Annotated in this window: 25 protein-coding genes, 1 pseudogene, 1 riboswitch and 1 other annotated feature; of the genes and pseudogenes, 20 read left to right on the plus strand and 6 right to left on the minus strand. The window is 37.1% G+C overall.

Features of this window, described 5'->3' with window-relative positions:
• Nucleotides 1-269 precede the first annotated feature (269 nt).
• A complete protein-coding gene (locus ACIP9W_RS20315; protein WP_400792971.1) occupies nt 270-1,400 on the minus strand; it encodes a polysaccharide deacetylase family protein in 1,131 nt (376 codons plus the stop codon).
• 262 nt (nt 1,401-1,662) lie between these two features.
• Between ACIP9W_RS20315 and ACIP9W_RS20320 the strand changes: the two genes are divergently transcribed.
• The 4 genes from ACIP9W_RS20320 to ACIP9W_RS20335 all read left to right on the plus strand — a co-directional run bounded on the left by ACIP9W_RS20320 (nt 1,663) and on the right by ACIP9W_RS20335 (nt 3,819).
• Nucleotides 1,663-1,926 carry a CD3324 family protein gene (locus ACIP9W_RS20320; RefSeq protein WP_400792973.1) on the plus strand — a complete coding sequence of 88 codons (264 nt, stop codon included), beginning with the start codon at nt 1,663-1,665 and terminating at the stop codon, nt 1,924-1,926.
• 139 nt (nt 1,927-2,065) lie between these two features.
• Nucleotides 2,066-2,704, plus strand: coding sequence for a FusB/FusC family EF-G-binding protein (locus ACIP9W_RS20325; protein ID WP_400792974.1), 639 nt, complete (start codon nt 2,066-2,068; stop codon nt 2,702-2,704).
• Between the two features lie 52 nt (nt 2,705-2,756).
• A complete protein-coding gene (locus ACIP9W_RS20330) occupies nt 2,757-3,392 on the plus strand; it encodes an NUDIX hydrolase (protein WP_400792976.1) in 636 nt (211 codons plus the stop codon).
• Nucleotides 3,393-3,522: 130 nt separating this feature from the next.
• A complete protein-coding gene (locus ACIP9W_RS20335; protein ID WP_400792977.1) occupies nt 3,523-3,819 on the plus strand; it encodes a DUF3817 domain-containing protein in 297 nt (98 codons plus the stop codon).
• Between the two features lie 68 nt (nt 3,820-3,887).
• On the opposite strand, the gene ACIP9W_RS20340 is transcribed toward ACIP9W_RS20335, so the two are convergent.
• The 4 genes from ACIP9W_RS20340 to ypfJ form a co-directional block, all read right to left on the minus strand.
• The gene (locus tag ACIP9W_RS20340) at nt 3,888-4,214 is read right to left on the minus strand and encodes an antibiotic biosynthesis monooxygenase family protein (protein ID WP_400792979.1); all 327 of its coding nucleotides are present in this window, start codon (nt 4,212-4,214) and stop codon (nt 3,888-3,890) included.
• A gap of 100 nt (nt 4,215-4,314) precedes the next feature.
• On the minus strand, nt 4,315-4,872 hold the full coding sequence (locus ACIP9W_RS20345) for a 3D domain-containing protein (protein ID WP_282242331.1): 558 nt from the start codon (nt 4,870-4,872) through the stop codon (nt 4,315-4,317).
• A gap of 210 nt (nt 4,873-5,082) precedes the next feature.
• Nucleotides 5,083-5,925, minus strand: a complete 843-nt coding sequence (gene dapF / locus ACIP9W_RS20350) for a diaminopimelate epimerase (protein ID WP_400792980.1) — start codon at nt 5,923-5,925, stop codon at nt 5,083-5,085.
• A 101-nt stretch (nt 5,926-6,026) separates the two neighbouring features.
• On the minus strand, nt 6,027-6,875 hold the full coding sequence (gene ypfJ / locus ACIP9W_RS20355; protein ID WP_400792982.1) for a KPN_02809 family neutral zinc metallopeptidase: 849 nt from the start codon (nt 6,873-6,875) through the stop codon (nt 6,027-6,029).
• A gap of 210 nt (nt 6,876-7,085) precedes the next feature.
• On the opposite strand from ypfJ, the gene ACIP9W_RS20360 reads away from it, so the two are divergent.
• From ACIP9W_RS20360 to ACIP9W_RS20425, 14 genes and pseudogenes are all read left to right on the plus strand, one after another.
• On the plus strand, nt 7,086-8,117 hold the full coding sequence (locus ACIP9W_RS20360; RefSeq protein ID WP_400793049.1) for a S66 family peptidase: 1,032 nt from the start codon (nt 7,086-7,088) through the stop codon (nt 8,115-8,117).
• A gap of 3 nt (nt 8,118-8,120) precedes the next feature.
• On the plus strand, nt 8,121-9,209 hold the full coding sequence (locus ACIP9W_RS20365) for an NAD(P)/FAD-dependent oxidoreductase (RefSeq protein WP_400792983.1): 1,089 nt from the start codon (nt 8,121-8,123) through the stop codon (nt 9,207-9,209).
• A gap of 30 nt (nt 9,210-9,239) precedes the next feature.
• Entirely contained in the window at nt 9,240-9,533 is a 294-nt protein-coding gene (locus ACIP9W_RS20370) for a hypothetical protein (RefSeq protein WP_400792985.1), read from the plus strand.
• A 138-nt stretch (nt 9,534-9,671) separates the two neighbouring features.
• A riboswitch (purine riboswitch) is annotated at nt 9,672-9,773 on the plus strand.
• 147 nt (nt 9,774-9,920) lie between these two features.
• Nucleotides 9,921-10,508: a xanthine phosphoribosyltransferase gene (locus ACIP9W_RS20375; protein WP_400792986.1), complete on the plus strand. Its 588-nt coding sequence runs from the start codon at nt 9,921-9,923 to the stop codon at nt 10,506-10,508.
• Nucleotides 10,505-11,773 carry a nucleobase:cation symporter-2 family protein gene (locus ACIP9W_RS20380; RefSeq protein WP_400792987.1) on the plus strand — a complete coding sequence of 423 codons (1,269 nt, stop codon included), beginning with the start codon at nt 10,505-10,507 and terminating at the stop codon, nt 11,771-11,773. Before ACIP9W_RS20375 ends, ACIP9W_RS20380 begins: the two co-directional genes overlap by 4 nt.
• A 509-nt stretch (nt 11,774-12,282) precedes the next feature.
• On the plus strand, nt 12,283-13,560 hold the full coding sequence (locus tag ACIP9W_RS20385; RefSeq protein WP_400792989.1) for an MDR family MFS transporter: 1,278 nt from the start codon (nt 12,283-12,285) through the stop codon (nt 13,558-13,560).
• A 391-nt stretch (nt 13,561-13,951) separates the two neighbouring features.
• Nucleotides 13,952-14,434: pseudogene (locus tag ACIP9W_RS20390) on the plus strand (NUDIX hydrolase); the annotation flags it as partial.
• On the plus strand, nt 14,432-14,929 hold the full coding sequence (locus ACIP9W_RS20395; protein WP_400793050.1) for a GNAT family N-acetyltransferase: 498 nt from the start codon (nt 14,432-14,434) through the stop codon (nt 14,927-14,929). The pseudogene ACIP9W_RS20390 and the gene ACIP9W_RS20395, both read left to right, overlap by 3 nt.
• Before the next feature lie 94 nt (nt 14,930-15,023).
• Nucleotides 15,024-16,100: a helix-turn-helix transcriptional regulator gene (locus tag ACIP9W_RS20400; RefSeq protein WP_400792990.1), complete on the plus strand. Its 1,077-nt coding sequence runs from the start codon at nt 15,024-15,026 to the stop codon at nt 16,098-16,100.
• A gap of 125 nt (nt 16,101-16,225) precedes the next feature.
• A complete protein-coding gene (locus ACIP9W_RS20405) occupies nt 16,226-16,498 on the plus strand; it encodes a hypothetical protein (RefSeq protein WP_483880180.1) in 273 nt (90 codons plus the stop codon).
• A gap of 437 nt (nt 16,499-16,935) precedes the next feature.
• Nucleotides 16,936-17,349 (plus strand): RrF2 family transcriptional regulator, encoded by a 414-nt coding sequence (locus ACIP9W_RS20410; RefSeq protein ID WP_400792993.1) that lies wholly within the window; start codon nt 16,936-16,938, stop codon nt 17,347-17,349.
• 23 nt (nt 17,350-17,372) lie between these two features.
• Complete coding sequence (locus ACIP9W_RS20415) at nt 17,373-18,275, plus strand: NAD(P)/FAD-dependent oxidoreductase (RefSeq protein ID WP_400792994.1); 903 nt, start codon at nt 17,373-17,375, stop codon at nt 18,273-18,275.
• Nucleotides 18,276-18,321: 46 nt separating this feature from the next.
• The gene (locus ACIP9W_RS20420) at nt 18,322-18,894 is read left to right on the plus strand and encodes a class I SAM-dependent methyltransferase (protein WP_400792995.1); all 573 of its coding nucleotides are present in this window, start codon (nt 18,322-18,324) and stop codon (nt 18,892-18,894) included.
• Nucleotides 18,895-19,101: 207 nt separating this feature from the next.
• The gene (locus tag ACIP9W_RS20425; RefSeq protein ID WP_400792996.1) at nt 19,102-19,923 is read left to right on the plus strand and encodes a hypothetical protein; all 822 of its coding nucleotides are present in this window, start codon (nt 19,102-19,104) and stop codon (nt 19,921-19,923) included.
• A gap of 98 nt (nt 19,924-20,021) precedes the next feature.
• Here the strand turns inward: ACIP9W_RS20425 and ACIP9W_RS20430 are convergent, their stop codons facing one another.
• The gene (locus tag ACIP9W_RS20430; RefSeq protein ID WP_400792997.1) at nt 20,022-21,386 is read right to left on the minus strand and encodes an aspartate kinase; all 1,365 of its coding nucleotides are present in this window, start codon (nt 21,384-21,386) and stop codon (nt 20,022-20,024) included.
• Between the two features lie 381 nt (nt 21,387-21,767).
• Nucleotides 21,768-21,999: a binding site (T-box leader), on the plus strand.
• Nucleotides 22,000-22,059: 60 nt separating this feature from the next.
• Here ACIP9W_RS20430 and ACIP9W_RS20435 point away from each other — a divergent pair.
• Both ACIP9W_RS20435 and serA read left to right on the plus strand, forming a co-directional pair.
• Nucleotides 22,060-23,220 carry a pyridoxal-phosphate-dependent aminotransferase family protein gene (locus tag ACIP9W_RS20435; RefSeq protein WP_142540233.1) on the plus strand — a complete coding sequence of 387 codons (1,161 nt, stop codon included), beginning with the start codon at nt 22,060-22,062 and terminating at the stop codon, nt 23,218-23,220.
• Nucleotides 23,220-24,806 (plus strand): phosphoglycerate dehydrogenase, encoded by a 1,587-nt coding sequence (gene serA / locus ACIP9W_RS20440; RefSeq protein WP_400792999.1) that lies wholly within the window; start codon nt 23,220-23,222, stop codon nt 24,804-24,806. Before ACIP9W_RS20435 ends, serA begins: the two co-directional genes overlap by 1 nt.
• Nucleotides 24,807-24,856 lie beyond the last annotated feature (50 nt).

Here is a 24,856-nt window from a genome sequence, read left to right on the forward strand (position 1 = left end):
CAACAGGATGTTGGTTTCAAAGGCGTTGCCACACGATGTGGCGTTCTTAGCCTTTGTTCCTCTAGTGGGCTAATGAGACATCCCAACGACGCCCAAAGCGGAGGGGATGGCTCATCGCTCACCCCACGGAAAGCGTCCGAATGTAGCGAAATTCACGGTGGATACCTAATAAAGCTTTACCGCGAAGTTTCCCTATTATGTGCCTTATTCCGTTTTATCGATTCCATGAGCTAAATTGGCCAAAGATAGGCGCTTAGCACTTTTGTTCTTTAAAGAGTGGTGTCTCTTAGAAAGTTTTGAACGATATGATGGTCTGGCTCGTATGTTTTAAGTGTATACCCCTCTTTTTGAAGCCATTCAATTATTTGAGGTAGTGCTTTTGTTGTTTGGCTACGATCGTGGAGAAGGATAATAATATCTCGATCTCCGGACTTGTAGGCTTTTTCTACTCCGACTTTTACGTTTTGGACAATTTTGTTGGCTTCTTTATCGGTGTATTTCCAATCATTTGAATCGACGTCCCAATCCCATAGTTTGAAGCCGTTTGTGACTAGCTCATCTTTCATAGCAGTTGTAATATGTGGTTTGCTTCCATAGGGGGTGCGAACGAGTTTTGCATCTTTCCCAGTCATTTTTTTGATCAGTTTTGTTCCTTCTATCATCTCATTTATAAAAGCTTTAGAAGAAAGATAAACTTTGCTTTTATCATGTGTCATACTATGAGTTCCGATATAATGACCATCTTTTACTACTGCATTAATAATGGAGGAGTTCTTTTTCATATGATTGCCTAAAAAGAAGAAAGTCGCTTTGGCATTATATTTTTTTAAGATAGAATTATTGGTCGTTGTAAATTTGTTTGGACCGTCATCAAATGTTAAATAGACATTTGCTTTTGGAGTTGCCTGCGAAGGCTGTTTTTTATTCAAAAGTTTGTCTAAATAAATTTCAAAATTAGCATGCGACATATGAGCCCAGTCCTCTTTGTATATACGTTGTGTTTTTTGTTTCTCAAAGGTTTTCACTTTGTATCCTATTTCAATTGCGAGATATTCCACACTGATAAAAAGTTTGCCATCAACTTTAACAATTGGGGACCATTCGAGTGCTACTCCGTCTTTCGATGTTAGTTGAGACTTTTCGTTATAACTGATTTCTATTCCGTTTTTTCGTATGTAAGTAATGCCATTTTCTATTTCAAAAGGGATATCTAGATATGCTGCAATTTCTTCGAGTGGAACTTTTGTGTCTTGATTGATCACTTTGACATCACTAAAATCGAGCAATTGATCTTGGAAAGCTACGTGATGGGTCAAAGGTGCTTCGGCTGCTGTTACAAGGCCAGTACTAAATATAGTAGAAATGATAAAAGCTGCGAATATTATTAAATATCTTTTCATGAAATCGACCACTCCCAATATAGTTTAGAATCTCTTTTTTAAAACTATATGTATTTGGTAATCCATGTATGCTTGTTATAAACTATGAATAAAGAGAGGTGAGTTTCGTGGCAAATAATTATAGAATGCCAGATAGTGCAACGTCTCATGCAAAGCCTACTTATAGAAAGGCGATACTTTGCGTGGGAAGACCTTCAATCGCCATTTCATAATGTCGGCTTTGCACCTTATTGAAAGCTTAAAAAGATAAGGAGCGAGCAAAATGACATATGTAAAAGCAACTTCTGTATTACCCGAAGAGCTGGTAAGGGAAATTCAGAAGTATATTCAAGGGGAAACTATTTATATTCCGAAACCAGACAAAAGCTACAAAAAGTGGGGAACGCTTTCTGGGGAAAGACAGAGAATAGATGATAGAAATTATTCGATTAAACAAGCTTATAAAAGCGGAACTGCGATGGCTCAATTAGCGGAAGAGTTTTTTCTATCCGTTGAAACGATTAAAAAAATTATTTATACAAAGTGATTTTTTAGCTGATGATTCCATTTAAGGATTATCAGCTTTTTGTATGTAGAGAACTTTTCCTAATCATCTTTTCCATTTCTAAAAAGATAACTTCACGCTACAATAAACTAATAGAAAAATGTATTAAGGAGAGATAATTATGGATCCTTTCATAAGAAACGATCAATTTAATTTCATAAAAAAACAAGGGCAAGCGTTAATAAATGGTCATGCTACCGTAAATGATCAACACGTATTAACTGCCTTAAAATCCATCACTAGCGAAAAAATAGCCAATTTATTCGAAAATCTTAACAAAGAGCAAAAACAATTATTAGATTCCATTATAGAAATCAAAGAAAAAGCAGATGCCGAAGCATTTTTGGAACAAATAAAAACTTTCGTTCTCCCTTTTAAAGAAGTAACAGAGCAAACGATTAAAAAGTTGTTTCCAAAAGTAAAAAAGCTAAAAACTCCCTCATTAGAAAATATAGAATTTAGGGAGATTTCTTATTTAGGATGGTTGGATAAAGGCTCCAATAAAAAATTCCTGATTGTAGAACATAACGGTAAACTTGTTGGAATCATAGGAGATTATACACCCTCCAACAAGAAAGGTATTTGTGCGCTATGCAATCGTACCGAGGAAATTGGTATGTTTACCTCGGCAGTAAAGGGCGCTTCACAAGATGCTTATATTAAAAGAGGCAATTACATTTGCCAAGACAGTCAGAAATGTAATCACAATTTAATCTCTTTAGATAAACTAAATGATTTTGTAAATCTTATAAAAGCATAGTTTGGTGTCAGGTACCTAAAAAAATTGAAATAAAGGAGGGAGGGATTTAGAGATGGAAGAAGAATTGCTAAGAATATTTGACAGCAATAGAAATGCTATAGGCACAGCTCCACGCCATGAAGTGCATCGACTAGGACATTGGCATGAAACATTTCATTGCTGGTTTATTAGTAGGGAAGAGGAAATAGATTATATCTATTTGCAAATCCGAAGTGAATCTAAAAAAGATTATCCTGGACTCTTAGACATTACAGCTGCAGGTCATTTATTGGCTACGGAGACAGTGCATGATGGTGTTAGAGAAGTGAAAGAAGAACTTGGTATCGACATTTCTTTTGAGGAATTAGCGCCACTTGGAATAATAGATTATTCAGTTACGACAGGAGAACTTATTGATCAAGAGCTAGCAAATGTTTTTGTATATAATGGTGCTTTAAGTTTTGATGATTTTATTCTTCAAGCAGAAGAAGTTTCCGGAGTGGTTCGAGCCAAATTCGAACAATTTTCAAAGCTTTGGTTAGGGGAAGTAGAAGAGATTCGAGTAGAAGGCTTTGAGATAAATAAAACAGGAGAAAGAGTTTCATTCAAAAAGGTTGTAACAAAGCATGATTTTGTGTTACATGAACAGTATTACTATGAAGCTATAATAAGTGGCATAAAAAAATTAGTAGAGTCAGTTCGTAAATAGCCATATTATAACGAATTTGAAGAAGATTGTATTGGCTTTCAAAAATTGCAGTCTATTGAGATGTATAGACTTTAGTATAATTCTCATTCTATAATGTTGGAAGATAGTTAAAGAAAGTTGGAGTTAAATAATGTTAAAAACTGCATTAGGGCGGTTCCGTTTCATGGGCTTATTGGATGGTAGTTCTCTGGTAATCCTGTTGTTCATTGCGATGCCTTTAAAGTATTGGTTTGATATTCCGAAGGCAGTAACCGTTTTTGGAACACTGCACGGTTATATATTTCTCGTTTATTTAATTGCGATTGTATATGCTCAGTTTGCTGTCAGATGGCCATTTAGATTTACCATTGGGGCTATTGTTTCTGCATTCATTCCTTTCGGTAACTTTGTGTTGGACAGTCGTCTGAAGAAGTTGCAAGCAAATTAATGCTAAGTCCCTGTCTTACTTTGACTGATAGGGACTTATCATCAATGGAGCTCTGTTGTAAAAAAGGATTACATTTCAAAAAAGTTGTCTCTTTCAACTTTACAAATCCTTAGTGAGAAGCTTTGATACCATACCTTTTTTCCTTTTTCTTGTGCAATTAGATGAGCGGAATGGTTTTTCCAATTCTTAATTGACTCTAAAGAGCTCCAGTATGATACGGTTATCCCTAGTTCGTTATCACGCGCAGATTCCACACCTAAAAATCCTTCTTGTAGAGATGCTAATTCTACCATTTTGTCTGCCATTTTTGCATAGCCTTTCTCACCATCTGTTCTTTGAGAAGAAAAAATAACAGCATAATAAGGCAGTTGAAATCCTTTAACTATTTTGCTCACTTTATGCACGTCCTTATTAATCTTTTCTTGTAATCATAATGTACTGAATAGATAGCTGCAACAATAAAAAATGACCCCAAAAATGGAGTCATTTTGAAGTCTATTCTAATATTTTTATCGTCACGTTTTTACGACCCCATTTATAAGCATCGCTTTTAGAGGAGAAAAACACATCAATTTTATTCCCTTTAATATTTCCACCCGTATCACCAGCGATAGCATAACCGTATCCTTCCACATGGACTTTTGTCCCAAGTTTAATGACTTTCGGATCTACCGCTATTACTTTGATATCGGGATTCTTTTTCAAGTTAATACCTGTACTTGTAATTCCAGTGCAACCATTGCAATTCGCAGTAAAAGCACTTGCAGATACAACGATTTCTTTCACTACATTATCCTCTGAATCAGAACGGGATGGGTTTTTCGTTTTAGAAGCTTGCTTTGTAAGTTTTAATTTTTGGTTCGGTTTAATAGTATCCGTTTTTAAATTATTCCATGATTTTAAATTAGTGATGGATACATTATACGATTTCGCAATCTTATATAATGTTTCTCCTTTTTTTACAGTGTGCATGGAAGTTGCGGCCATGCTAGTTGTTGTTCCGCTAACCAATAGTGCTAATGTGATGATGAGTGTCCCAAGAATTTTTCTCAAATACTCTACCCCTTACTATTTAGTCTAATCAATATACTAGCAGTATTGTATTACAGGAATATTACGACAATTTACCAATAACGTTACAAAGTAGAGAGGTAATATTTCAAAATACTAAACAAGTGTATGTCCTAGTTTATTTGACTATGCATAAAAGCCCTTCAAATAGATATTTGAAAGGCATCAAAACGCATTTAAATAATATTTTATTTACCACTGAAAGATACCCTCGAAGACTTTTTTAGCAGGACCTGTCATAAAAACACTATTGTCAGTATAGCGAATTACTAGATCCCCACCTAACAGCTTAACCGTAATATCTGTATCCTTGTCGCAATAACCATTTAAGACAGAAGCTACAACCGCCGCACATGCACCTGTACCACAAGCTAGCGTTTCTCCACTTCCACGTTCCCAAACACGCATATGAATAGTATTTCTATTTCCGACTTGGATAAATTCCGTATTCACACTTTCCGGAAATAGAGGATGATGTTCAAATTTAGGTCCTATGACGGGTAGATTAATAGAGGTAATATCATCATCAAACAAAACGCAATGGGGATTACCCATAGAAACTGTCGTAATATTATAAGTCGTACCCTCTATTTCAATTGGAACATCAATCAATGCTCCTTCTTCCTCTATCAATACGGGTACAGAGGATGGATTTAAAATAGCATCTCCCATATCAACAGTTGCCTCATACATTTGATCATCTTTTACTTTTAACTCAATCGTTTTAACTCCACTAAGTGTATCAATTTGAAGTACTTCTTTTTTTGCAATATTATTATCATATACATATTTAGCAACGCATCGAATAGCATTACCACACATTTTTCCTTCGCTGCCATCAATATTAAACATCCGCATTTTCGCATCTGCATTTTCCGAAGGGCATATAAGGACAATACCATCTCCTCCGACACCAAAATGTCGATCAGAAATAATTTTACTTAGCTTCTCAGGATGTTCGATATACTGTTCAAAGCAATTAATGTATATATAATCATTTCCACAGCCATGCATTTTTGTAAAAGATATATTCATATTCCACACTCTCTTTTCCATTAAAAGGAACAATTTATTTTCATTATAATCAGTTTCTTTCGCTCGGGTCAATGAAAAAAAGCAGACCACCTGGATCTGCTTTAAGGAGTTTTAATTTTAAAGGTATCTCCGCCTTGTATCGTTCCATTTTCATAGCCTTTGTAAAACCAGGCTTTACGTTGTTCAGATGTACCGTGTGTAAAACTTTCTGGAACGACGTATCCCATTGCTTGTTTTTGTAACGTATCATCTCCGACTGCGCTAGCTGCAGTTAGTGCTTCGTCTAAATCTCCTTCTTCTAACAAATCCATTCCCGCCGCATGTTTTGCCCATACACCTGAGTAATAGTCTGCTTGAAGTTCAAATCGGACTAAGTATTTATTGAATTCCTCTTCGCTTAACTTTTGACGAAGTGGCATTACTTGGTCAGAAGTTCCGAGCAAAGTTTGTACATGATGACCTACTTCATGTGCTATAACATAAGCCATGGCAAAATCTCCTGGTGCGTGGAATTTATCCTGTAATTCTTGATAAAAGCTCAAATCGATATATAATTTTTGATCACCTGGACAATAAAAGGGACCAACAGATGCACCAGCAGTACCACATGCCGAGTTTACACTATCCGTATATAGTACAAGGGTTGGTTCTGTATATTGTAAACCGTTTTCTTGGAATATTTCAGTCCATACCGTTTCCGTATCTGCGAGTACAACAGAAACAAATTCCGCTAGTTCTTTTTCTTGTGCTGTTTCTACATAAGGGGCTGAGTTAGATTGATCAGTAACGCCTAAATTACCGATTAAATCTTCTGGATTCCCACCAAGCAAGGTTACGATAAGCACAATAATGAGTCCAAGACCGCCTCCAACACCAGCGATTGCTTTTCCGCCGCCTTTTCCACGTCGATCTTCTACATTAGAACTTCCTTTTCTGCCTTGCCATTTCATCTCGTTCACTTCCATTCAAAGCTAATATAATTATCTTATACCCAATTTCTTTAAGTTTAGACAATAATAAATGGAATCTTTCCGCTATAATGAGGATAAAGTGAAACTTTCATCAGTGGGGATCTTCATTCTCCGCTGATGATTAATACAAAAATTGTTTGGAGTATTACGATCTGAAAAACTGGGATAAAAGGGTGGGAATTGTTTATGATGCTGATAAAACCAAAAATGCTTCAACCGGGAGATAAAGTGGCTACGATTAGTTTATCATGGGGTGGAGCAGGAGAACCTGATTTAAAATGGAGATATGAACAAGGAGTGGAACGTCTGGAAAAAGTGTTTGGTTTAGAAGTTATTTCAATGCCGAACAGTTTAAAGGGCGCTGATTATTTATATGAAAATCCAAAGGCTCGGGCAGAGGACTTGATGAATGCATTTAAAGATCCAACGATAAAAGGGATTATTTCAAATATTGGCGGGAGTGAAAGCATTCGTTTACTGCCATATATAGATTTTGATATTATCCGTTCAAATCCGAAAGTATTCATTGGATACTCAGATACTACTGTGACACATCTGTTTTGTCACAAAGCAGGAATTTCTTCTTTTTACGGTCCAGCTATTTTAATGGACTTCGCGGAAAATGTGGAAATGCATGAATACACAGTGGAAGCTTTAAAAAAGACCTTATTTACAAATGAAGTGATCGGAGAAGTTAAACCGGCAGCTGAGTGGACAAGTGATCGTTTAGAATGGGTTGTGGAAAACAAAAACACAAAACGAGACATGTATCCTAACAGTGGCTATGAATTACTACAAGGCAATGGAGTGGTACAAGGAACGTTAATCGGTGGATGTATTGAAGTGTTAGAATTTGCAAAAGGGACAGCTCTTTGGCCAAATGACGCTTATTGGAAAGATAGTATTTTGTTTTTTGAAACGTCAGAAGAGATGCCAGAACCCACTTATATCGAATATTGGTTACGGAACTATGGCGCACAAGGAATTTTACAAAAGGCAAAAGGTATTATTTTTGGAAAGCCTTTGAAAGAAAAGTACTATGAAGAGTATAAAGAATCCATATTAAAAATAATGAAAGAATTGGATTTAACGAATTTGCCGATTCTCTACAATTTAAATTTTGGTCATACAGAGCCAAAATTTGTCTTACCTTATGGAGCTTTGGCAGAAATTGATAGTGAGAAGGTAACTTTTTCTATTTTAGAAAGTGGAGTGGAGTAACGAATGACTTCTTTTATCGTAATAGGGGGTGGGATTTTAGGTGCCTCTACGGCGTATCATTTGGCAAAACAGAATGTAAAAGTTACGCTAATTGATAGACGAGATCTCGGTCAAGCATCTGCGGCAGCTGCAGGAATTATTTGCCCTTGGATTTCCCAAAGAAGAAATAAAAAATGGTATGCGCTTGTGAGAAATGGTGCTAAATATTATAAACAGCTTGTAAGTGAACTCGAGAAATTAGGGGAAACTTCCACTGGATATAAGCAAGTAGGGGCAGTTGCATTACAAAACGATGCGAAAAAGCTCCAAAAGATGCTTGATCGGGCACTAGAAAAAAGAGAAGAAGCACCTGAAATTGGAGAGTTGAGAATTCTTTCACCAGATGAAACAAAATCCCTATTTCCACTTATTTCGGAAGACTTTTTTTCCTTATACGTCGAAGGGGCTGCTAGAGTGGATGGGCGGGCCATGCGAGATGCCTTGATACGTGCAGCTAAAAAGCTAGGGGCGGAAATAATAGATGGAGATGCACAGCTTTTGGATGGTGGTGTGTTCGTGAATGGAAAGCAATTAATTGCGGATAAGATTATCTTGACTGCTGGAGCCTGGGGAAATGAGATTCCATCTAAATTAGGGAAAGACATGAAAGTAAGCTTTCAAAAAGCACAAATTATGCATTTTGATATAGAAGATAAAGGTACAGGGAAGTGGCCAGTCGTTTTGCCACCGACAAATCAATATTTGTTAGCATTTGACGAGGGGAAAATAGTGGCTGGTTCTACTTATGAAGAGGTTACGGAATTTGATCAACATATAACAGAAGAAGGAAAAACTCTATTATTAAAGAATGCTACTAGTATTGCTGAAACATTGGGAACTGCACAAATAGAGGAAGTCAGAGTAGGATTCAGACCATTTACACCTGAGTTTCTACCGGTAATCGGAAATGTACCTGGATTTGATTCCATCTTTTTTGCAAATGGTTTAGGTGCTTCCGGATTGACTGCAGGACCATTTGTCGGCGCAGAGCTTGCTAGATTAGCGTTAGGGCATGAAACTGTGCTAGATTTATCTATGTACGCTCCAAATTAAATGAAGATGGAAAGGCTAGGAGGTGTATGCTTGAACGAGTATTCAATTGTTTATATTGAAATTGAACGGAAAATAGATTTTTACTATCAAATGCAACAAATTGAAATTCAATACGAACTCCAGCTAAGTATAGAAGGAATCATTACAGCCCGGCATCGTTTTGAACTTCGACATGTTCATGATATATCACATAAATCATTCTCTTTTGGTGGGGGTATTCTATATTTACACACAAACCAAGGAGTATTTTCTTATAAGATTCAAGATAATCCTACACCTTTCATACATGCATTCAAATCATTAAAAACAGAGAATAAAACATAGCCACTTTTATAGGTACAGGCATCCTTTATATTCTTGTAATGAATTTGTAATCGATTTGTTAAATTTCCACTGAATTTTGTGAATCATTGAACTTATTTTATATTCATTGAATTAGATCATTGTCGTGCTATAATGAAAAATATTCAAATAGTATTAACTCGTATAATCGCAGGAATATGGCCTGCAAGTTTCTACCGGCTTACCGTAAATAAGCTGACTATGAGTGGCAATGAAATAATTGAATTTATGACCTCTCTGTCATGATTTCTTTTATTTTTATTCGAATTTATAAGCTCGAATGACATTGTTCCACTCCACTTATGGTTTGGCGCAATATCATCGGGCTTTTTTGTTTGAAAAAAATGAAAACGAAGGGATCAAATACTTATGAAATTATTAAAAGAAAAAATTGTTCAAGAAGGTAAAGTGCTATCTGAACAAGTGTTAAAAGTAGATACATTTTTAAATCACCAAATTGATCCAGTACTAATGCAAGCGATTGGAGAAGAATTTGCTGCACGTTTTAAAGATGCGGGGATTACAAAAATTTTAACAATCGAATCTTCGGGTATTGCACCTTCTATGTTTGCAGGTTTAACGTTAGGAGTTCCAGTAGTTTTTGCTCGCAAACGTAAATCTCTCACTCTATCAGGAAACTTATATACTTCAAAAGTACATTCATTTACGAAAAATGAAACAAATGATATTTCCGTATCCAAAGATTTTATCAATAGTAATGATGTAGTGTTAATCATTGACGATTTCCTTGCAAATGGACAAGCCGCTCTTGGACTAATGGAAATTTTAGAGCAGGCAAATGCCCAAAATGCGGGAGTCGGTATAGTCATTGAAAAAGGTTTCCAAACTGGCGGTAGCCTTATCCGTGAAAAAGGAGTTCGAGTAGAGTCTCTTGCGAATATTAAGTCTCTAGAGAATGGACAAGTCACTTTCTTTGAGGAGACTGCAACTGTATGAACAATGCGTTAAGAAACACTGCACTTGGTTTGCAACATGTTCTTGCTATGTATGCAGGGGCAGTTCTCGTTCCACTTATTGTAGGTGGTGCAATTGGACTTAATTCGGAGCAGTTAACATATTTAGTTGCCATTGATATTTTAATGTGTGGTGTTGCAACGATTTTACAAGTGATGAGCAATCGTTTTTTTGGTATCGGTCTACCTGTTGTATTAGGGTGTACATTTACAGCAGTAGGTCCGATGATTGCGATCGGTGGGGAATATGGTGTTTCCGCTATTTATGGGGCAATCATTGTATCAGGTATATTTGTTATCGTAGTTAGTGGTTTTTTTAGTTATCTTGTGATGTTCTTCCCGCCGGTAGTAACTGGTTCGGTTGTAACGATTATTGGGATTACCCTTATTCCTGTAGCGATTAATAATATGGGGGGAGGCCAAGGTGCTAGCGATTTTGGATCGGTTTCCAATATTTCTTTAGCGTTTGGTACATTACTTTTCATCGTCTTACTTTATCGTTTTTCGACTGGTTTTATTAGAGCAATTTCTATTTTGCTTGGTATAATTCTTGGAACAGTTGCTGCGATGTTTATGGGGAAAGTGGATTTCACACCAGTTGTAGAAGCTCATTATTTTCATATGGTTCAGCCATTCTACTTTGGTACACCAACGTTTGAGTGGTCACCAATATTAACAATGATATTAGTAGCAATGGTGTCTTTAGTCGAGTCAACTGGGGTTTACTTTGCACTTGGTGATATTCTCGAGAAAAAAATAGAGAAAAAAGATTTAACAAAAGGCTATCGTGCTGAGGGTATTGCTGTATTATTAGGTGGTATTTTCAATTCATTCCCGTATACCACTTTTTCGCAAAACGTTGGCTTGATGCAAATGTCGGGTGTTAAAACGAAAAATATTATTTATATAACAGGCGGTATGTTAATAGCACTAGGGTTCATCCCTAAAATAGCTGCGCTTACGACAATTATTCCTAACTCTGTGTTAGGTGGCGCAATGATTGCGATGTTTGGAATGGTAGTGGCACAAGGTGTAAAAATGCTGAGTAAAGTAGTATCTGGATCAGGGGATAACTCAATGATTATCGCTTGTTCCATCGGTATGGGACTTGGGGTAACAGTAGTTCCAGACCTATTTATTTCGCTTCCAGATAGCTTCCAAATCTTAACGAGTAACGGAATTGTAGCTGGTAGTATAACAGCAATTGTGCTCAATATTATCTTTAATATGATTCCTTTCAGAAAATAAAATAACTTAAAAAGCACGAAGGTCCTCCCTTCGTGCTTTTTTGTGGATGAATATACGTAGTATAGGGACAATATATCTTAAAGCTGCCCAAATTGCCATACTTGACTTCTGCTAGGAGCGGATACCAAAGATTTACGAGCGCATGGAAAGCTTGTATGAGCGCAAACTGTTCCAAGGAGCGCATGGCTATTATTTAGGAGCGGATACCGAAGATTTACGAGCGCATGGGAAGCATGTATGAGCGCAAACTGTTTTAAGGAGTGCATGGGATACCTATATGATTTTCGCGGTCTGTTGCGAAAATCTTAGTGTACATTTCATTCTACTTTCTAAGACGCACTATCCTTTAAAATGCGCAAAAATAAAGTTGAAATTTTTGCTATCCTGAGGGGTATTTTGCATTAGGATATTTGTTGTTTGTAAAACATATGTAAAAACCTGTTTTTCTGTTTCGGAAATCGAAACATTATGATAGGATAGTATAATCTATTAGATATGAGGAAAAAGTTATGAGAATAAGAGATTGGGATAGGCCTTTAAAAGTCCGATTATTCGGCGAGTTTTTTAGTAACTTAAGTTTTTGGATGGTGTTTCCGTTTCTTGCTATATATTTTGCAGATGAATTCGGAACTAGTATGGCTGGAATTTTGCTTGTAATCTCGCAAGTCTTTTCGGTTGCAGCGAATTTAATCGGAGGCTATTGTGCAGATCGTTTTGGTAGAAGAACGATGTTATTCTTCTCTGCTACGGTGGAAGGGGCAGCATTTATCCTTTTTGCGTTTGCTAACTCACCATGGCTAGATTCTCCGATGCTTAGCTTTGTAGCGTTCACAATTGCTGGAGTAGCTGGTTCATTTTATCATCCAGCGAGTCAGGCGATTGTGGCAGATGTTGTGCCAGAGAGTGATAGAAGTACTGTCTTTTCAGTATTTTATACATCCATCAATATTTCAGTTGTGATTGGTCCAATTGTTGGAGCAGTATTATTCTTCCAATATCGCTTTGCATTATTGCTGACGGCAGGTATTATATTCTGTTTAGTTGGTTTGGCACTTCGATTATTAACCGAGGAGACATTGCCAGAAGAGATGAAGAATCAGCTAGTTGCAAAAGGCGGAAATGGTTGGATGCGAGTAGTGGTCGATCAAGTGAAGGCATATGGATTAATTGTGCGGGATAGAGTGTTTCTCCTTTATGTAATTGCGGGAATATTACTTGGGCAAACGTTTATGCAGTTAGACCTGCTGATACCTGTTTATATGAAAGAGGTTATTGATAAACAAGTATTAGGAAATTTCTTTGGTAGGGAATGGGCCGTAACTGGTGAAGGCTCTTTCGGTATTTTATTATCCGAAAACGGATTATTGGTTGTGTTGCTAACGGTTTTTGTATCAAGGTGGATGACTAAATATCCGGAGAAATGGGTGTTTTTTCTTTCGTCATTCTTATATATGATTGCTATGCTCATTTTCCCGATGACTGCAAACTTTTGGGTGTTCCTTATTGCGATGGCGATATTTACGTTTGGGGAGCTAGCGACGGTTGGATTGCAAGAAAGCTTCGTGTCAAAGCTAGCGCCGGCGGATATGAGGGGACAATACTTTGCTGCTGCAAGTTTGCGTTATACGATAGGAAGAACAATTGCACCATTGGTGTTTCCGCTTGTAACCTGGATCGGCTTCACATGGACATTTGTTATTCTAGCGGTTTTAGCGATAGGTAGTGGATTTATTTATTTGGTGATGTTCAAGGAATATGACAAGAGACGAAATGAAATAGCTGCGTAAATTGGACAAGGGGTACTCTAAGTAAAAGAGTACCCCTTGGTTTTGTATAGGTATAACATAACTTTTGAATTTTAAATTTCATCCCGAAAAAGTTCGGGGAATAATCTACATGAAAGAGTTCCCTTTCAATGCCGCGGTAAATTGTTCCACTGGTTTGCTTTCTAACCTAAGCAACGTAAACCCTACCTTCTTTTACGTCCTTGCGACCCTATAGTCGCGCCAGTGTGAATAAGTATTATCAAAAACACATAAAGCAGAATGCCATATTTCTAAAATTTATGTCGTACCAAAAATGTCAACATATCGCATTATCACATAAATAAATGATGATGTCAAACAAAAAGGATTTAAATGATATAATGATCGAATCAATATAGGGGTAGGTGGGAAAATGGAAGTTTGGGATATATATAATGAAAACCGTGAGAAAACAAAGAGAACCCATATCCGTGGGGAAGAGATGCAAGCAGGAGATTTTCATCAAGTCATTCATGTTTGGATAATGAATGCGAGCGGTCAGTTTTTAATCCAGCGACGACAGCCTTGGAAAAAAGGTTGGGCTAACATGTGGGACTGTTCAGCCGCTGGATCAGCCCTTGTAGGTGAAACGAGTGAAATCGCCGCAATCCGTGAAGTAAAGGAAGAGCTTGGGATTGAACTAGAGATGTCCACTTCAGAGATTTTGTTTACGATTAAATTTGAAAGAGGATTTGATGATCATTTTCTTGTGATCCAAGATATAAATATCGAGGATCTAAGCCTTCAATACGAAGAAGTGGCAGATGCAAAATGGGCTACGATGGAAGAAATTCGAGAATTAGTCCAAACTGGTGAATTTATTCCCTATCATATTTTGGATACTATATTTACCATGATTCAATCCAAGATTTCACTCAGAAAAGCAACTGTAGAGGATGCGGAAGAGTTGTTCGAAATACAAAGAAAAGTGTTTGAACCGCTTTATGAAAAATACGAAGATCATGAAACGACCCCGGTAAACCAAACGTTTGAGCGTTTTAATGAGCGTTTAAAAACTGGAGAGTACTTTAAAATAATGCTAGAAAATTTGCTTGTCGGAAGTGTACATGTATATCCGAAATCACCAGGGGTCATGCGATTTCATATGATCAATATTTTAGATGAATTTCAAGGGAAAGGTATCGCCCAACAAGTGATGATGCGGCTTGAAGGTTTACACCCAGAAGCGAATCGTTGGGAATTGGATACGATACAAGAGGAAAAAAGAAATTGCTATTTGTATGAAAAGATGGGTTATGTACAAACAGATGAGAAGTGGAAAGTAAATGATAAAATGACAATCGTTCATTACGTGAAAACTACGCGATTGAATCATATGCCATGTCTTTGAAAAATGGCACTAGAAATTCATGACGGAATAAACACAAGAAGTATCAAGAAATATAAACGAATTCCTCATATTATTTAATGTAGGAGTGAGACAAATGAATGAACAAATACAGCTTATGATTGATTGGATTGAAACAAATTTTAAAAATAAGTTTTCCTTAGATGAACTTTCAAATTATATGGGATACTCCCCTTATTATTGTTCATTTAAATTTCATCAAATAACAGGTATAAGTATTAGGCGCTATATTCTTCTTAGAAGGTTGTATTTATCTACAGAAGACTTGGCAAACAATAAGAAAATCATCGATATTGCTTTTGATTATGGTTATTCTTCACATGAAGCGTATAGTAGAGCATTTAAAAATATTTTTGGTATCAATCCGAGAGAATATCAACTCAACAAATTTCCAGTTCAGTCAATTGTTAAACTCAATATTAATAAAAACGGGGAGTGGAATAAAATGAACATTTCTAAAAAAATCGAGGTGGAAAAGCTACGTCATGATAGAAGTGAGTTGTTTGACAAAGATGTATTACATATCTTAAATGGTCAGGTTATGTATGAGGAATTTAACAATAACAGATTGATGGGTGAATCTGATTACGCACCGTTTAATGAAGCGATGTGTGTAAATGAGACTACGGACCAAACATTTGATAAAGAATTTATACTTATTCGAGCTGCAGGTCATCATGAACCAGTGGAGAGATATATGGAAAAGGTTATCGCTCCCTTAGCCAATCTTTTTAATAAAGAGTATAAATGTATCGTATTATGGTTTGGTGAAGATATGTTTTGTCAAATGAATCTACTAACCATACTTGCCTATCTTGAACAGTCAGGTTATGAAGGGAAAGTGTTTCTAAATAGTTTCAGAGAGGATGAATTTAAAGTTAATCAAACTGAACTTAAATTAGGTCCTTATCATTCAGTATATAAAGAGGTGTTGGTCAACCATGCTAAACCCTCTCATGAAGTCATGCCGGTTTTGTATCAAGCAATAAACATATATTTAGATATGCTAAACGAAGATAATCCAGTGGTAAAATATATTAATAAAAATAAAAATCTATCAACAAAAGAAATGATCAATCGATTATTTGAACGTTTCCCAACCATAGGTTACGGTGATTTACAATATATAGAGCTAATTAATAAAATTAGATGAAAATGAGAATACTATTAATACTTATTGGTATATTATTTGTTTCAGCTTGCAGTCACGAAAACCTTCATGAACAACACGAAATATATTTGTCAAACAAGGGATGGGAAATTAAAGATTTACTAGAAGTGGAAACTTATATACTAGATATTCCTGATGAAATGCTTCGTAATTACAAAGCAAGTGATATTACATTTTTAAGTGAGCATTTAGGAGAAGAAGTTACACAGCATTCCTATGATTTAAGAGAAGAAGATGCTGAAGGAAAACGTTTGAAAGCAGTGGTATTCGAAGTCGAGGGAGAAGTTATTGGGGGGTATGGAGTTCTTCCAAATTGGGATCCTGGCATATTTAATCTGGACGAAAAAGAACGTCTAATCAACGAACAAATGATTAAGTAATAAAAGTCGATACTAGTTAACAAAAGAATTATTGTTCGGGAGAATGTTGCGCAACCGCTCCCGAACATTGCGCAAACCGTCAGAAACGTTGTGAGAAAGCTAGTAAACGTTGCGCGTCCGCCCTGAAACATTGCGCAAACTGTCAGAAATGTTGCGAGAAAGGTAGTAAACGTTGTGCGTCCGCCCTGAAACGTTGCGCAAATATTGGACTGAATTTTATTCCCTGAAAAAACAAGAAGAGTCATCATTTATGGTGTCTCTTTTTTAAATTTAGTACAATGTCAATCAATAATAAGAAAGGATCATTAGAAAACGCTAGAACGTGGTCGTGAACTAATGAACCTACAAGTTGACTTCCTTCACTTCCAGTGATAAACTCATCAATATTACGGATATCAAGAGTCTTTAATATCCACTTTGGAATAAGGAGGTAAAGTATGAGGTATTCAAACGCTACAAACTACGCCCTGCATACGATGATTCATTTGATGCTACAGCCTGGGGGGAGCTCGGTGGGAGTGAAGGAATTAGCCGAAATGCAGAAGCTTTCCCCGACGTACCTTTCTAAGATATTAACTAAACTTGCGAAAGCCGGTTTGATCGAGTCGACGCCGGGCGCAAAGGGAGGCTATAAAGTCTCCAGAACAAAACAGGAAATATCTTTTTTGGATGTTATTAATGCGATTGAAGGAGATACTAGCTTATTTGATTGCTCTATTCATCATGAAGGCTGCTTGATTGAAAACGTTATGAGGCAGGCAGAGGAAAATATGAAAGCTGAACTTGGATCCAAGCTTTTGATCGATATTGCTAAAGAGGCACAATCCAAACAGAAAGAAGAAAAAAGTTAAATTTTATTAAAGGAGTGAACAAGATGATATTAGATTGCGCTGTGATTGGCGGAGGTCCGGCTGGACTGAATGCTACTTTAGTACTTGGAAGATCAAGACGTAAAACTATCCTGTTCGATGACAACAAACCGAGAAATATAGTGACTTCTGAGTCCCACGGGTTTATCACAAGAGATGGGATACATCCGCAGGAACTCAAAAGGATCGCCAAGGAAGAACTAAGCAAGTACCCAGACGTGAGTATTGAAAAGCAACGAGTGCATCGTATAAATAAAGAAAACAACTTGTTTCAGGTTGAGACAGAAAATGGGGAAGTTTACAGCGCTAAAAAGATTATTCTCGCAACTGGCTTTAAGGAAGTCCTTCCGGATATCCAAGGGGTGAAAGAGTTCTATGGTAAGAGCCTATTCAGCTGTCCTTTCTGTGATGGCTGGGAATTAAGAGATCGACCACTCGCAGTGATTGCAGATGATCAAAGGGCGTTCCATATGGCGAAATTGGTGTCCAACTGGACGAACGATTTAATTATTTTTACTAACGGCAGTAAGGTCCTTTCGCTGGAAGAACAAGAATTGCTCAAAAGTAGAGGCATTAGTATTAATGAAAAGAAGATTGCCGCTTTCATTGGCGAAGAAGGGATAATGGAAAAAATACAGTTGGAAGATGGCACAGCAGTGCTTCGTGAAGGTGGATTTATCGCTGCAGAGTGGAAACAAGCCGCTTCTTTTGAATCCTCACTGGAATATGCATTAAACGAGCATGGCGGCATTGAAACGGACAGCTGGCAACGCACGAAGACAGAAGGGGTTTTTGCTTGCGGAGATACGCGAATTGCTGGTCCCTCTCAATTAATTATTGCAGCGGGGGAAGGTAGTATGGCTGCAATGGCTGTGAACGCCGCTCTGATTGAGGAAAAATTTAACTAGGCGTAACAGCATGCCTAAACAGTTACTTAAAAAAAGGAGGATATATATGCATCACATGCATGGTAAGCACAATAAAGGAAAAGTATCGTACTTAGAAAGTCCCGAACGAAGAAAAGAATTTTCCCCGGAACAGTTGTTGAACAGAATTCCCCTAAAAGAAACGGATAGTATATTGGATTTTGGCGCTGGAACCGGTTATTTTTCCATCCCTGCGGCGAAAAAGATTAAGGGTAACGTATACGCTCTGGATATCGACGCTGCGATGCTCGAAATAATAAATGAGAAAGCCCTAGAGGAACAGATTACAAATATTGTTCCGGTAGAGGGAAGTATGGAGGCACTGCCTTTACCTGATGGCTCTATCGATATAATCATTGCTTCTCTAGTACTGCATGAAATTCAGCCGCTTGCACCGCTGTTACAGCAAATGAAAAATGTACTAAAAAAAGAAGGTTATCTAATTTGTCTCGAACTTGAACCAAAAAGAATTTCCGAGAAAGCCCCGAGAATTACCATGGAAAAAATGGAGCGGGAAATGATAGAAGCAGGATTCCAGATAACGGAGAAGTTTTTCCCAGCTGAATCTCTATACATGCTTGTTGCACAGAAAACGGATTAATTTTTGCTTGATTAGAGATATTAAGTGTCTCTAAAGTATTTAATTTATTTTCAACTAAAGAAGAAGCTTTCAAATGACTATTATATTATAAAGATTGGAAAGTTTAATCCTCCAACTATAGGCTAGCTTAAGTAAAGTAAGGCAAATTCTTTTGGATAAGGGAAGAACATTCGGGAAAGATACCTATAAAAAAGGTGGATAGCTTTGTTGAAGAGAAAACTCTGCATCCTTTTTTGTATCCTATTTCTCGTAAATAATACTGTTGTTTTTGCTAAACAAGAAGCTCCTAACCGAATGGCTGAATCAAATAAGAAGACTGACCCGCCTTTTTTAGAACGATTAATGAAGCATTCCCTAGACCATTCTGATATTAATAACATAAAAGTTGAAAATAATTCCGGGCTTCAGCATGTGTTCAGTATCAATGATGGTTTTCAAGAACGCGTCCTTAGAAAAGTGGTTTACTGGCTTAATAACTCTACCCTGGTGAATGGAGAAAGCGAGGTATTTATAGCTAATCCGTCCAATAAAGTGATGATAAAAATGGCAAATGATGAAGTGATCACCTTTCAACCAGCTTATACATGTGTGGATGACAACAAACGTAAAATCTGCACAGCTAAAGAAGGAGAACTAATCGTTTCGGAAAATAGAAAAAAGGTGATATTAAAGTCACAAAAACTTTATGATTGGCTCATGGTAGGATGGAGAAAAGAACCGGATGGACTTACGAAAGAAGAACTACTTGAAGAAGCATTGTTTTCTCGTTATTTAGATTATTTGGGTCCAGCTTTTTCGGAATTTTTTATGTGTCCCAAAATCCAAATTGAACCCATTGACGGAGATCCTAGGAGACATATCATTTATGCGAGTGCTTTAGACTATTCAGGACATCACGGTGGAGATTATAGTAAGCTTACTTTTTATGTAAGTGATTCTAATCAAACAGGACTACAAGTAACAAACATAAAAATAATGAAGCATATTTCGGAGGAAGAAAGCCGGAAACAATGCCAAACGTATGATTAATTGAAGATCGTAGAAAAAAAAAGGGAAAAACCATCCATTAATTTAAACTTAGTTAAAAATAACCTCCAAGAAGAGCCAATCTTCTTGGAGGTTTTTAGTTATCCGACTGTTACAGGTGCAAAGAATTCGCTGTACAGCTCGCGTAATATTTTATCTTCATTACTTCTGTGAACACCGAATGCAAGGCTGACTTCAGAGGATCCTTGGTTAATCATTTCAATATTGGCACCGGTTCTAGAAATTGCTGTTGCCGCACGTGCTGCAAGCCCTGTGCTGTTGTTCATACCTTCTCCAACAACTACAATCATCGAAAAATCATGACGGAAATGTACGTCTTCTGCATGTAGCTCGTTTATAACTCGATCTATGATACGCACTTCTTTTTCGGGTGTCAGTTGATGGCTTCGCATAATAACAGAGATATCATCTAAGCCTGATGGTGTATGCTCATAGGAAATATTCTCTTCTTCTAAAATTTGAAGTAGTTTACGACCGAAACCGATTTCCCGGTTCATCAAATATTTGCTCACATATAAAATAGAAAACCCGTTATCTGCACTGATTCCAGTAACCGGACGACGGTTAGCTTTACGCTCAGCTACAATTTTTGTACCTGGAGCAGAAGGGTTATTTGTATTTTTTATACAAACGGGAATGCCAGTTTTGTAAACAGGCATTAAGGCTTCATCATGAAAAACGGAGAAACCTGCATAAGAAAGCTCTCGCATTTCACGGTATGTTATTTCTTCAATTTCTGCCGGGCTATTAACAACCCTAGGATTTGCACAAAAAACAGAGTCGACGTCCGTAAAGTTTTCGTATAATTCCGCTTGAACTGCTGCTGCTACGATAGATCCAGTTATATCAGAACCACCACGTTCAAATGTGCGAAGAACCCCCTCTTTTGTATATCCAAAAAATCCAGGGAAAACGGTGATTTCCGAACTGTTTCGTAGCGCACTTAAGTTTTCATACGCTTCAGGTAAAGCCTGGGCACGTTCAGGTAAATCGTTCACGACTAACCCTGCTGTTTTCGGATTAACGTATTGTGCTGGCATACCAATGCTTGTAAAGTATGAAGAAATAAGCTTTGCATTATTATCTTCTCCACTTGCTTTTATATTATCTACAAATAGCTCGACATTAGATTTACTTTCAAGGGTACGAGTGCGTAAGTCCTTTTCAATCACATCGCAAATTGTTTGTTCTAGGTCAAGCCCTTCTGCAATTTCTCTATAGCGATTGACTACATTTTGCAGTTTTTCCTCGACATTTTCATTATGTATTGCTGCATTTGCTAACTCAATCAATAAATCCGTTACTTTTTTATCGGCGTCGAATCGTTTTCCGGGTGCTGACACGACTACGAATTTACGAGATGGATCTGCTTTCACGATTGCGGCTACTTTTTTTATCTGTTCTGCATTTGCAACAGATGTTCCACCAAACTTACTCACTTTCATTTTATCAAATCCTTACTTTTTAATATATGGATGTGTTTCTAGAAAAAACAAATGATTTTATACAGTGTACAAATTATAATGATTTCAGTCAATATATTTGTTGAAATTATTGCCTATTGATTCTTCTTAATACGAACGAATTATTATATTTTATATTTTAAGTTCGTGTATTGATAGTTATTCATTATTATCGGTTGATATGTTAGTATATGCAACACTTAAATACGAATTATAAAAACTCGAAAAATATTTTTCATTTATAAAAAAGGCGTTAAATCAATGTTTTTTTTAAAGATTTTTAAATGATAACGCTTTCAAAAATTTTTACTATATTGACAATAAAAATTACTCTGATAATATGGATTTAAATTCAATAACACATTAACAATTTGGATAGAGACAAGTTTTATAATTTGAAGTCTAAAGAGAGCTGATGGGTGGTGCAAATCAGTGATTTCGTTTATAGAGTTCCACTCTTGAATTGGTGAGCTGAACGATTTAGTAGGTTCATCCGTCTAATAGCGCGTTAAGCATATTTCTTTTGAGGCTGCAGGTTTTCTGCAGTAAATTTGGGTGGTACCGCGTGAGTTTTTACAAGCTCTTCGCCCCTTACATGTATATGTGTAGGGAGCGAAGGGCTTTTTTGTTTTTCAAAATAGGGAGGAGAATGAATATGTTACAAGATCAAACCATTTTACGAATTCCAGGACCGAGTCCAATTCCACCGAGTGTACAACGAGCGATGAACCAAACAATGATTGGTCATAGAGGCAAAGAAACATCTCAAATGTTGAAAAATATCGCTCCGGGATTAAAACGTGTTTTTGGGACAGAACAAGAAGTTGCGATTATTGCGGGAAGTGGGACAGCTGGACTAGAAACTGCAGTAGTCAATGTAGTAAAGCCAGGTGAGGAAGTACTTGTTGTGGTGACTGGTGCATTCGGCGATCGCTTCACAAAAATTTGCCAAGCTTACAATATAAAAACACATGTATTAGATGTTGAATGGGGCAAAGCATTGAACCCAGAAGAAGTGAAAGCATTTTTAGTCGAACATCCGGAAGTGAAAGTTGTGTTTTCTACATATTGTGAAACTTCTACCGGAGTATTAAACCCAATTGACCTTCTAGCTAAAACAGTTCGTGAAGTATCAGAAGCTCTAATAGTTGTAGATGGTGTTTCTTGTGTAGGTGGAGTAGAAACAAGAATGGATGAGTGGGGAATCGACGTGATGGTAACTGGTTCTCAAAAGGCATTTATGTTACCGGCAGGGTTGACGTTTGTAGCAGCAAGTGAACGAGCTTGGACAATCATTGAAGAAAATGAGCAACCACGTTTTTATTTAAATCTAAAAAAATATAGAGACAATTTATTAAAAGATACAACACCCTTCACACCTGCACTTTCACTATTGTTTGGTTTAGAGCAAGTATTGAACTTAATAGAAGCGGAAGGATTAGAAAAGGTATATGCAAGACATGAGTTGCTGAAGAAAATGACTCGTGCTGCATTTAAAGCAATTGATATTCCTTTATTAACAACAGATGAGGATGCTTCACCAACAGTAACTGCTGTACAACCCGAGGATTTTGATGCAGAGGAATTCCGAAAAATATTAAAGCAGGAATTTGCGATTTCTATTGCAGGTGGTCAACAGCACTTAACCGGCAAGATTTTCCGAATCGGCCATATGGGCTATTGCTCTCCAGCAGATGTACTTCAAATTATTAGTGCAGTGGAAGTAGCTTTAAAGAAAATCGGAAAAGATATCGAACTTGGAAAAGCGACAGCGGCAGCACAACTAGTCTATTTAAATGAAGGGGAGAATAAATAATGGCATTTAATATTTTAATCAGTGATCCACTAAGCGAAGATGGGATTTTTCCTTTGAGACAAGCAGAAGGTTTTAATATAGTAATAGAAACGAATTTATCACCCGCGGAACTTGGAGAACGAATCGGAGAGTTTGATGCATTACTCGTTCGTAGCCAGACCCAAGTTACTCGTGAAATTATTGAAAAAGGTACGAGACTAAAAATTATTGGTCGTGCTGGGGTTGGGGTAGACAATATTGATTTACCTGCAGCGACAGAACGTGGAATTATCGTTGTAAATGCACCAGATGGTAATACAAATTCGGCTGCTGAGCATACAGTAGCTATGCTTATGTCACTGGCTCGCAATATACCACAAGCCTTTCATGCATTGAAAAATCAAAAATGGGATCGCAAAGCGTTTATCGGTGTAGAGCTTAAAAACAAAACCTTAGGTGTGGTAGGACTAGGAAGAATAGGAGCAGAAGTTGCAACACGTGCAAAAGGTCAACGAATGAATGTGATAGCCTATGATCCATTTTTAACACCTGAAAAAGCTGAAAAACTGGGCGTACAATTTGGAACAATCGATGAAGTAATCAGAGCTGCTGATTTTATCACAGTGCATACACCACTTCTGAAGGAAACACGTCATTTAATAAATAAAGAAGCATTTGAAAAGATGAAAGACGGCGTACAAATCATTAACTGTGCACGTGGGGGCATTATCGACGAAGATGCGTTGTACAATGCAATTGTAGAAGGAAAAGTGGCAGGAGCAGCATTAGATGTATTCGAAGAAGAACCGTTTTTAGATCACAAGTTACTGAAACTTCCGCAGGTTATTGCAACACCACACTTAGGTGCAAGTACAGTCGAAGCACAAGAAATCGTTGCAGTAGATGTTTCTTACGATGTTGTGAGCTTTTTACAAGGTGGAGTAGTGAAAAATCCAGTAAACCTTCCATCTGTACCAAAAGATATTATGGCCAAAATTGAACCATACTTTAATCTAGTTGAAAAACTTGGTTCATTTTTAAGTGACTTAGCAGACGGAGTGGCGGAAGAATTAAATATTTACTACTCTGGTGAGCTAGCTAATATGACGGTAGGTCCACTGACTAGAAATGCAGTGAAAGGATTACTGAAAAGTAAGCTAGGGGAATCAGTCAATGATGTAAATGCTAAATTCCTTGCTGATCGGATTGGGATTGTTGTGAACGAACATAAAACAACGAAGTCTAAAGGTTTTATGAGCTTAATCACAGTAGAAGTAAAAACTGACAAGGAAACTCGTAAAGTATCTGGTACCCTTTTAAACGGCCTAGGAGCTCGAATTGTACGTGTGGATGATTTTGTTGTAGATGTTGTGCCAGAAGGTTATTTATTGTTCATTCGCCATAAAGACCAACCAGGTGCTATCGGACGTGTAGGGACGTTACTTGCTGCGGAAGGTATTAATATTGCAGGGATGCAAGTTGGACGTTCTGAAGTTGGTGGGGATGCAATTATGATGCTTTCCATTGATAAGCACGTGGAAGAGACAGGCGTCGAGCAGCTAAAGGGCTTAGCGGATATTTACGATGCGACACCGATTGATTTGTAATTTCATTTAGTTGGAATAATTCGGTGTTTAGTTGGAATAAATGCTGATTT

This window comes from Psychrobacillus sp. NPDC093180, from assembly GCF_044754065.1.
Classification (GTDB): Bacteria; Bacillota; Bacilli; order Bacillales_A; family Planococcaceae; genus Psychrobacillus.

Excerpts from the sequence above, each read along its gene's own strand:
- ACIP9W_RS20320 (WP_400792973.1), top strand. The coding sequence starts at position 1,663 with ATGACATATGTAAAAGCAACTTCTGTATTACCCGAAGAGCTGGTAAGG.
- ACIP9W_RS20410 (WP_400792993.1), top strand. The coding sequence starts at position 16,936 with ATGAGGTATTCAAACGCTACAAACTACGCCCTGCATACGATGATTCAT.
- ACIP9W_RS20380 (WP_400792987.1), top strand. The coding sequence starts at position 10,505 with ATGAACAATGCGTTAAGAAACACTGCACTTGGTTTGCAACATGTTCTT.
- ACIP9W_RS20360 (WP_400793049.1), top strand. The coding sequence starts at position 7,086 with ATGCTGATAAAACCAAAAATGCTTCAACCGGGAGATAAAGTGGCTACG.
- ACIP9W_RS20325 (WP_400792974.1), top strand. The coding sequence starts at position 2,066 with ATGGATCCTTTCATAAGAAACGATCAATTTAATTTCATAAAAAAACAA.
- ACIP9W_RS20365 (WP_400792983.1), top strand. The coding sequence starts at position 8,121 with ATGACTTCTTTTATCGTAATAGGGGGTGGGATTTTAGGTGCCTCTACG.
- ACIP9W_RS20395 (WP_400793050.1), top strand. The coding sequence starts at position 14,432 with ATGATTCAATCCAAGATTTCACTCAGAAAAGCAACTGTAGAGGATGCG.
- ACIP9W_RS20375 (WP_400792986.1), top strand. The coding sequence starts at position 9,921 with ATGAAATTATTAAAAGAAAAAATTGTTCAAGAAGGTAAAGTGCTATCT.
- ACIP9W_RS20430 (WP_400792997.1), bottom strand. The coding sequence starts at position 21,386 with ATGAAAGTGAGTAAGTTTGGTGGAACATCTGTTGCAAATGCAGAACAG.
- ACIP9W_RS20415 (WP_400792994.1), top strand. The coding sequence starts at position 17,373 with ATGATATTAGATTGCGCTGTGATTGGCGGAGGTCCGGCTGGACTGAAT.
- ACIP9W_RS20335 (WP_400792977.1), top strand. The coding sequence starts at position 3,523 with ATGTTAAAAACTGCATTAGGGCGGTTCCGTTTCATGGGCTTATTGGAT.
- ACIP9W_RS20330 (WP_400792976.1), top strand. The coding sequence starts at position 2,757 with ATGGAAGAAGAATTGCTAAGAATATTTGACAGCAATAGAAATGCTATA.
- ypfJ (WP_400792982.1), bottom strand. The coding sequence starts at position 6,875 with ATGAAATGGCAAGGCAGAAAAGGAAGTTCTAATGTAGAAGATCGACGT.
- ACIP9W_RS20315 (WP_400792971.1), bottom strand. The coding sequence starts at position 1,400 with ATGAAAAGATATTTAATAATATTCGCAGCTTTTATCATTTCTACTATA.
- ACIP9W_RS20435 (WP_142540233.1), top strand. The coding sequence starts at position 22,060 with ATGTTACAAGATCAAACCATTTTACGAATTCCAGGACCGAGTCCAATT.
- ACIP9W_RS20420 (WP_400792995.1), top strand. The coding sequence starts at position 18,322 with ATGCATCACATGCATGGTAAGCACAATAAAGGAAAAGTATCGTACTTA.
- serA (WP_400792999.1), top strand. The coding sequence starts at position 23,220 with ATGGCATTTAATATTTTAATCAGTGATCCACTAAGCGAAGATGGGATT.
- dapF (WP_400792980.1), bottom strand. The coding sequence starts at position 5,925 with ATGAATATATCTTTTACAAAAATGCATGGCTGTGGAAATGATTATATA.
- ACIP9W_RS20385 (WP_400792989.1), top strand. The coding sequence starts at position 12,283 with ATGAGAATAAGAGATTGGGATAGGCCTTTAAAAGTCCGATTATTCGGC.
- ACIP9W_RS20400 (WP_400792990.1), top strand. The coding sequence starts at position 15,024 with ATGAATGAACAAATACAGCTTATGATTGATTGGATTGAAACAAATTTT.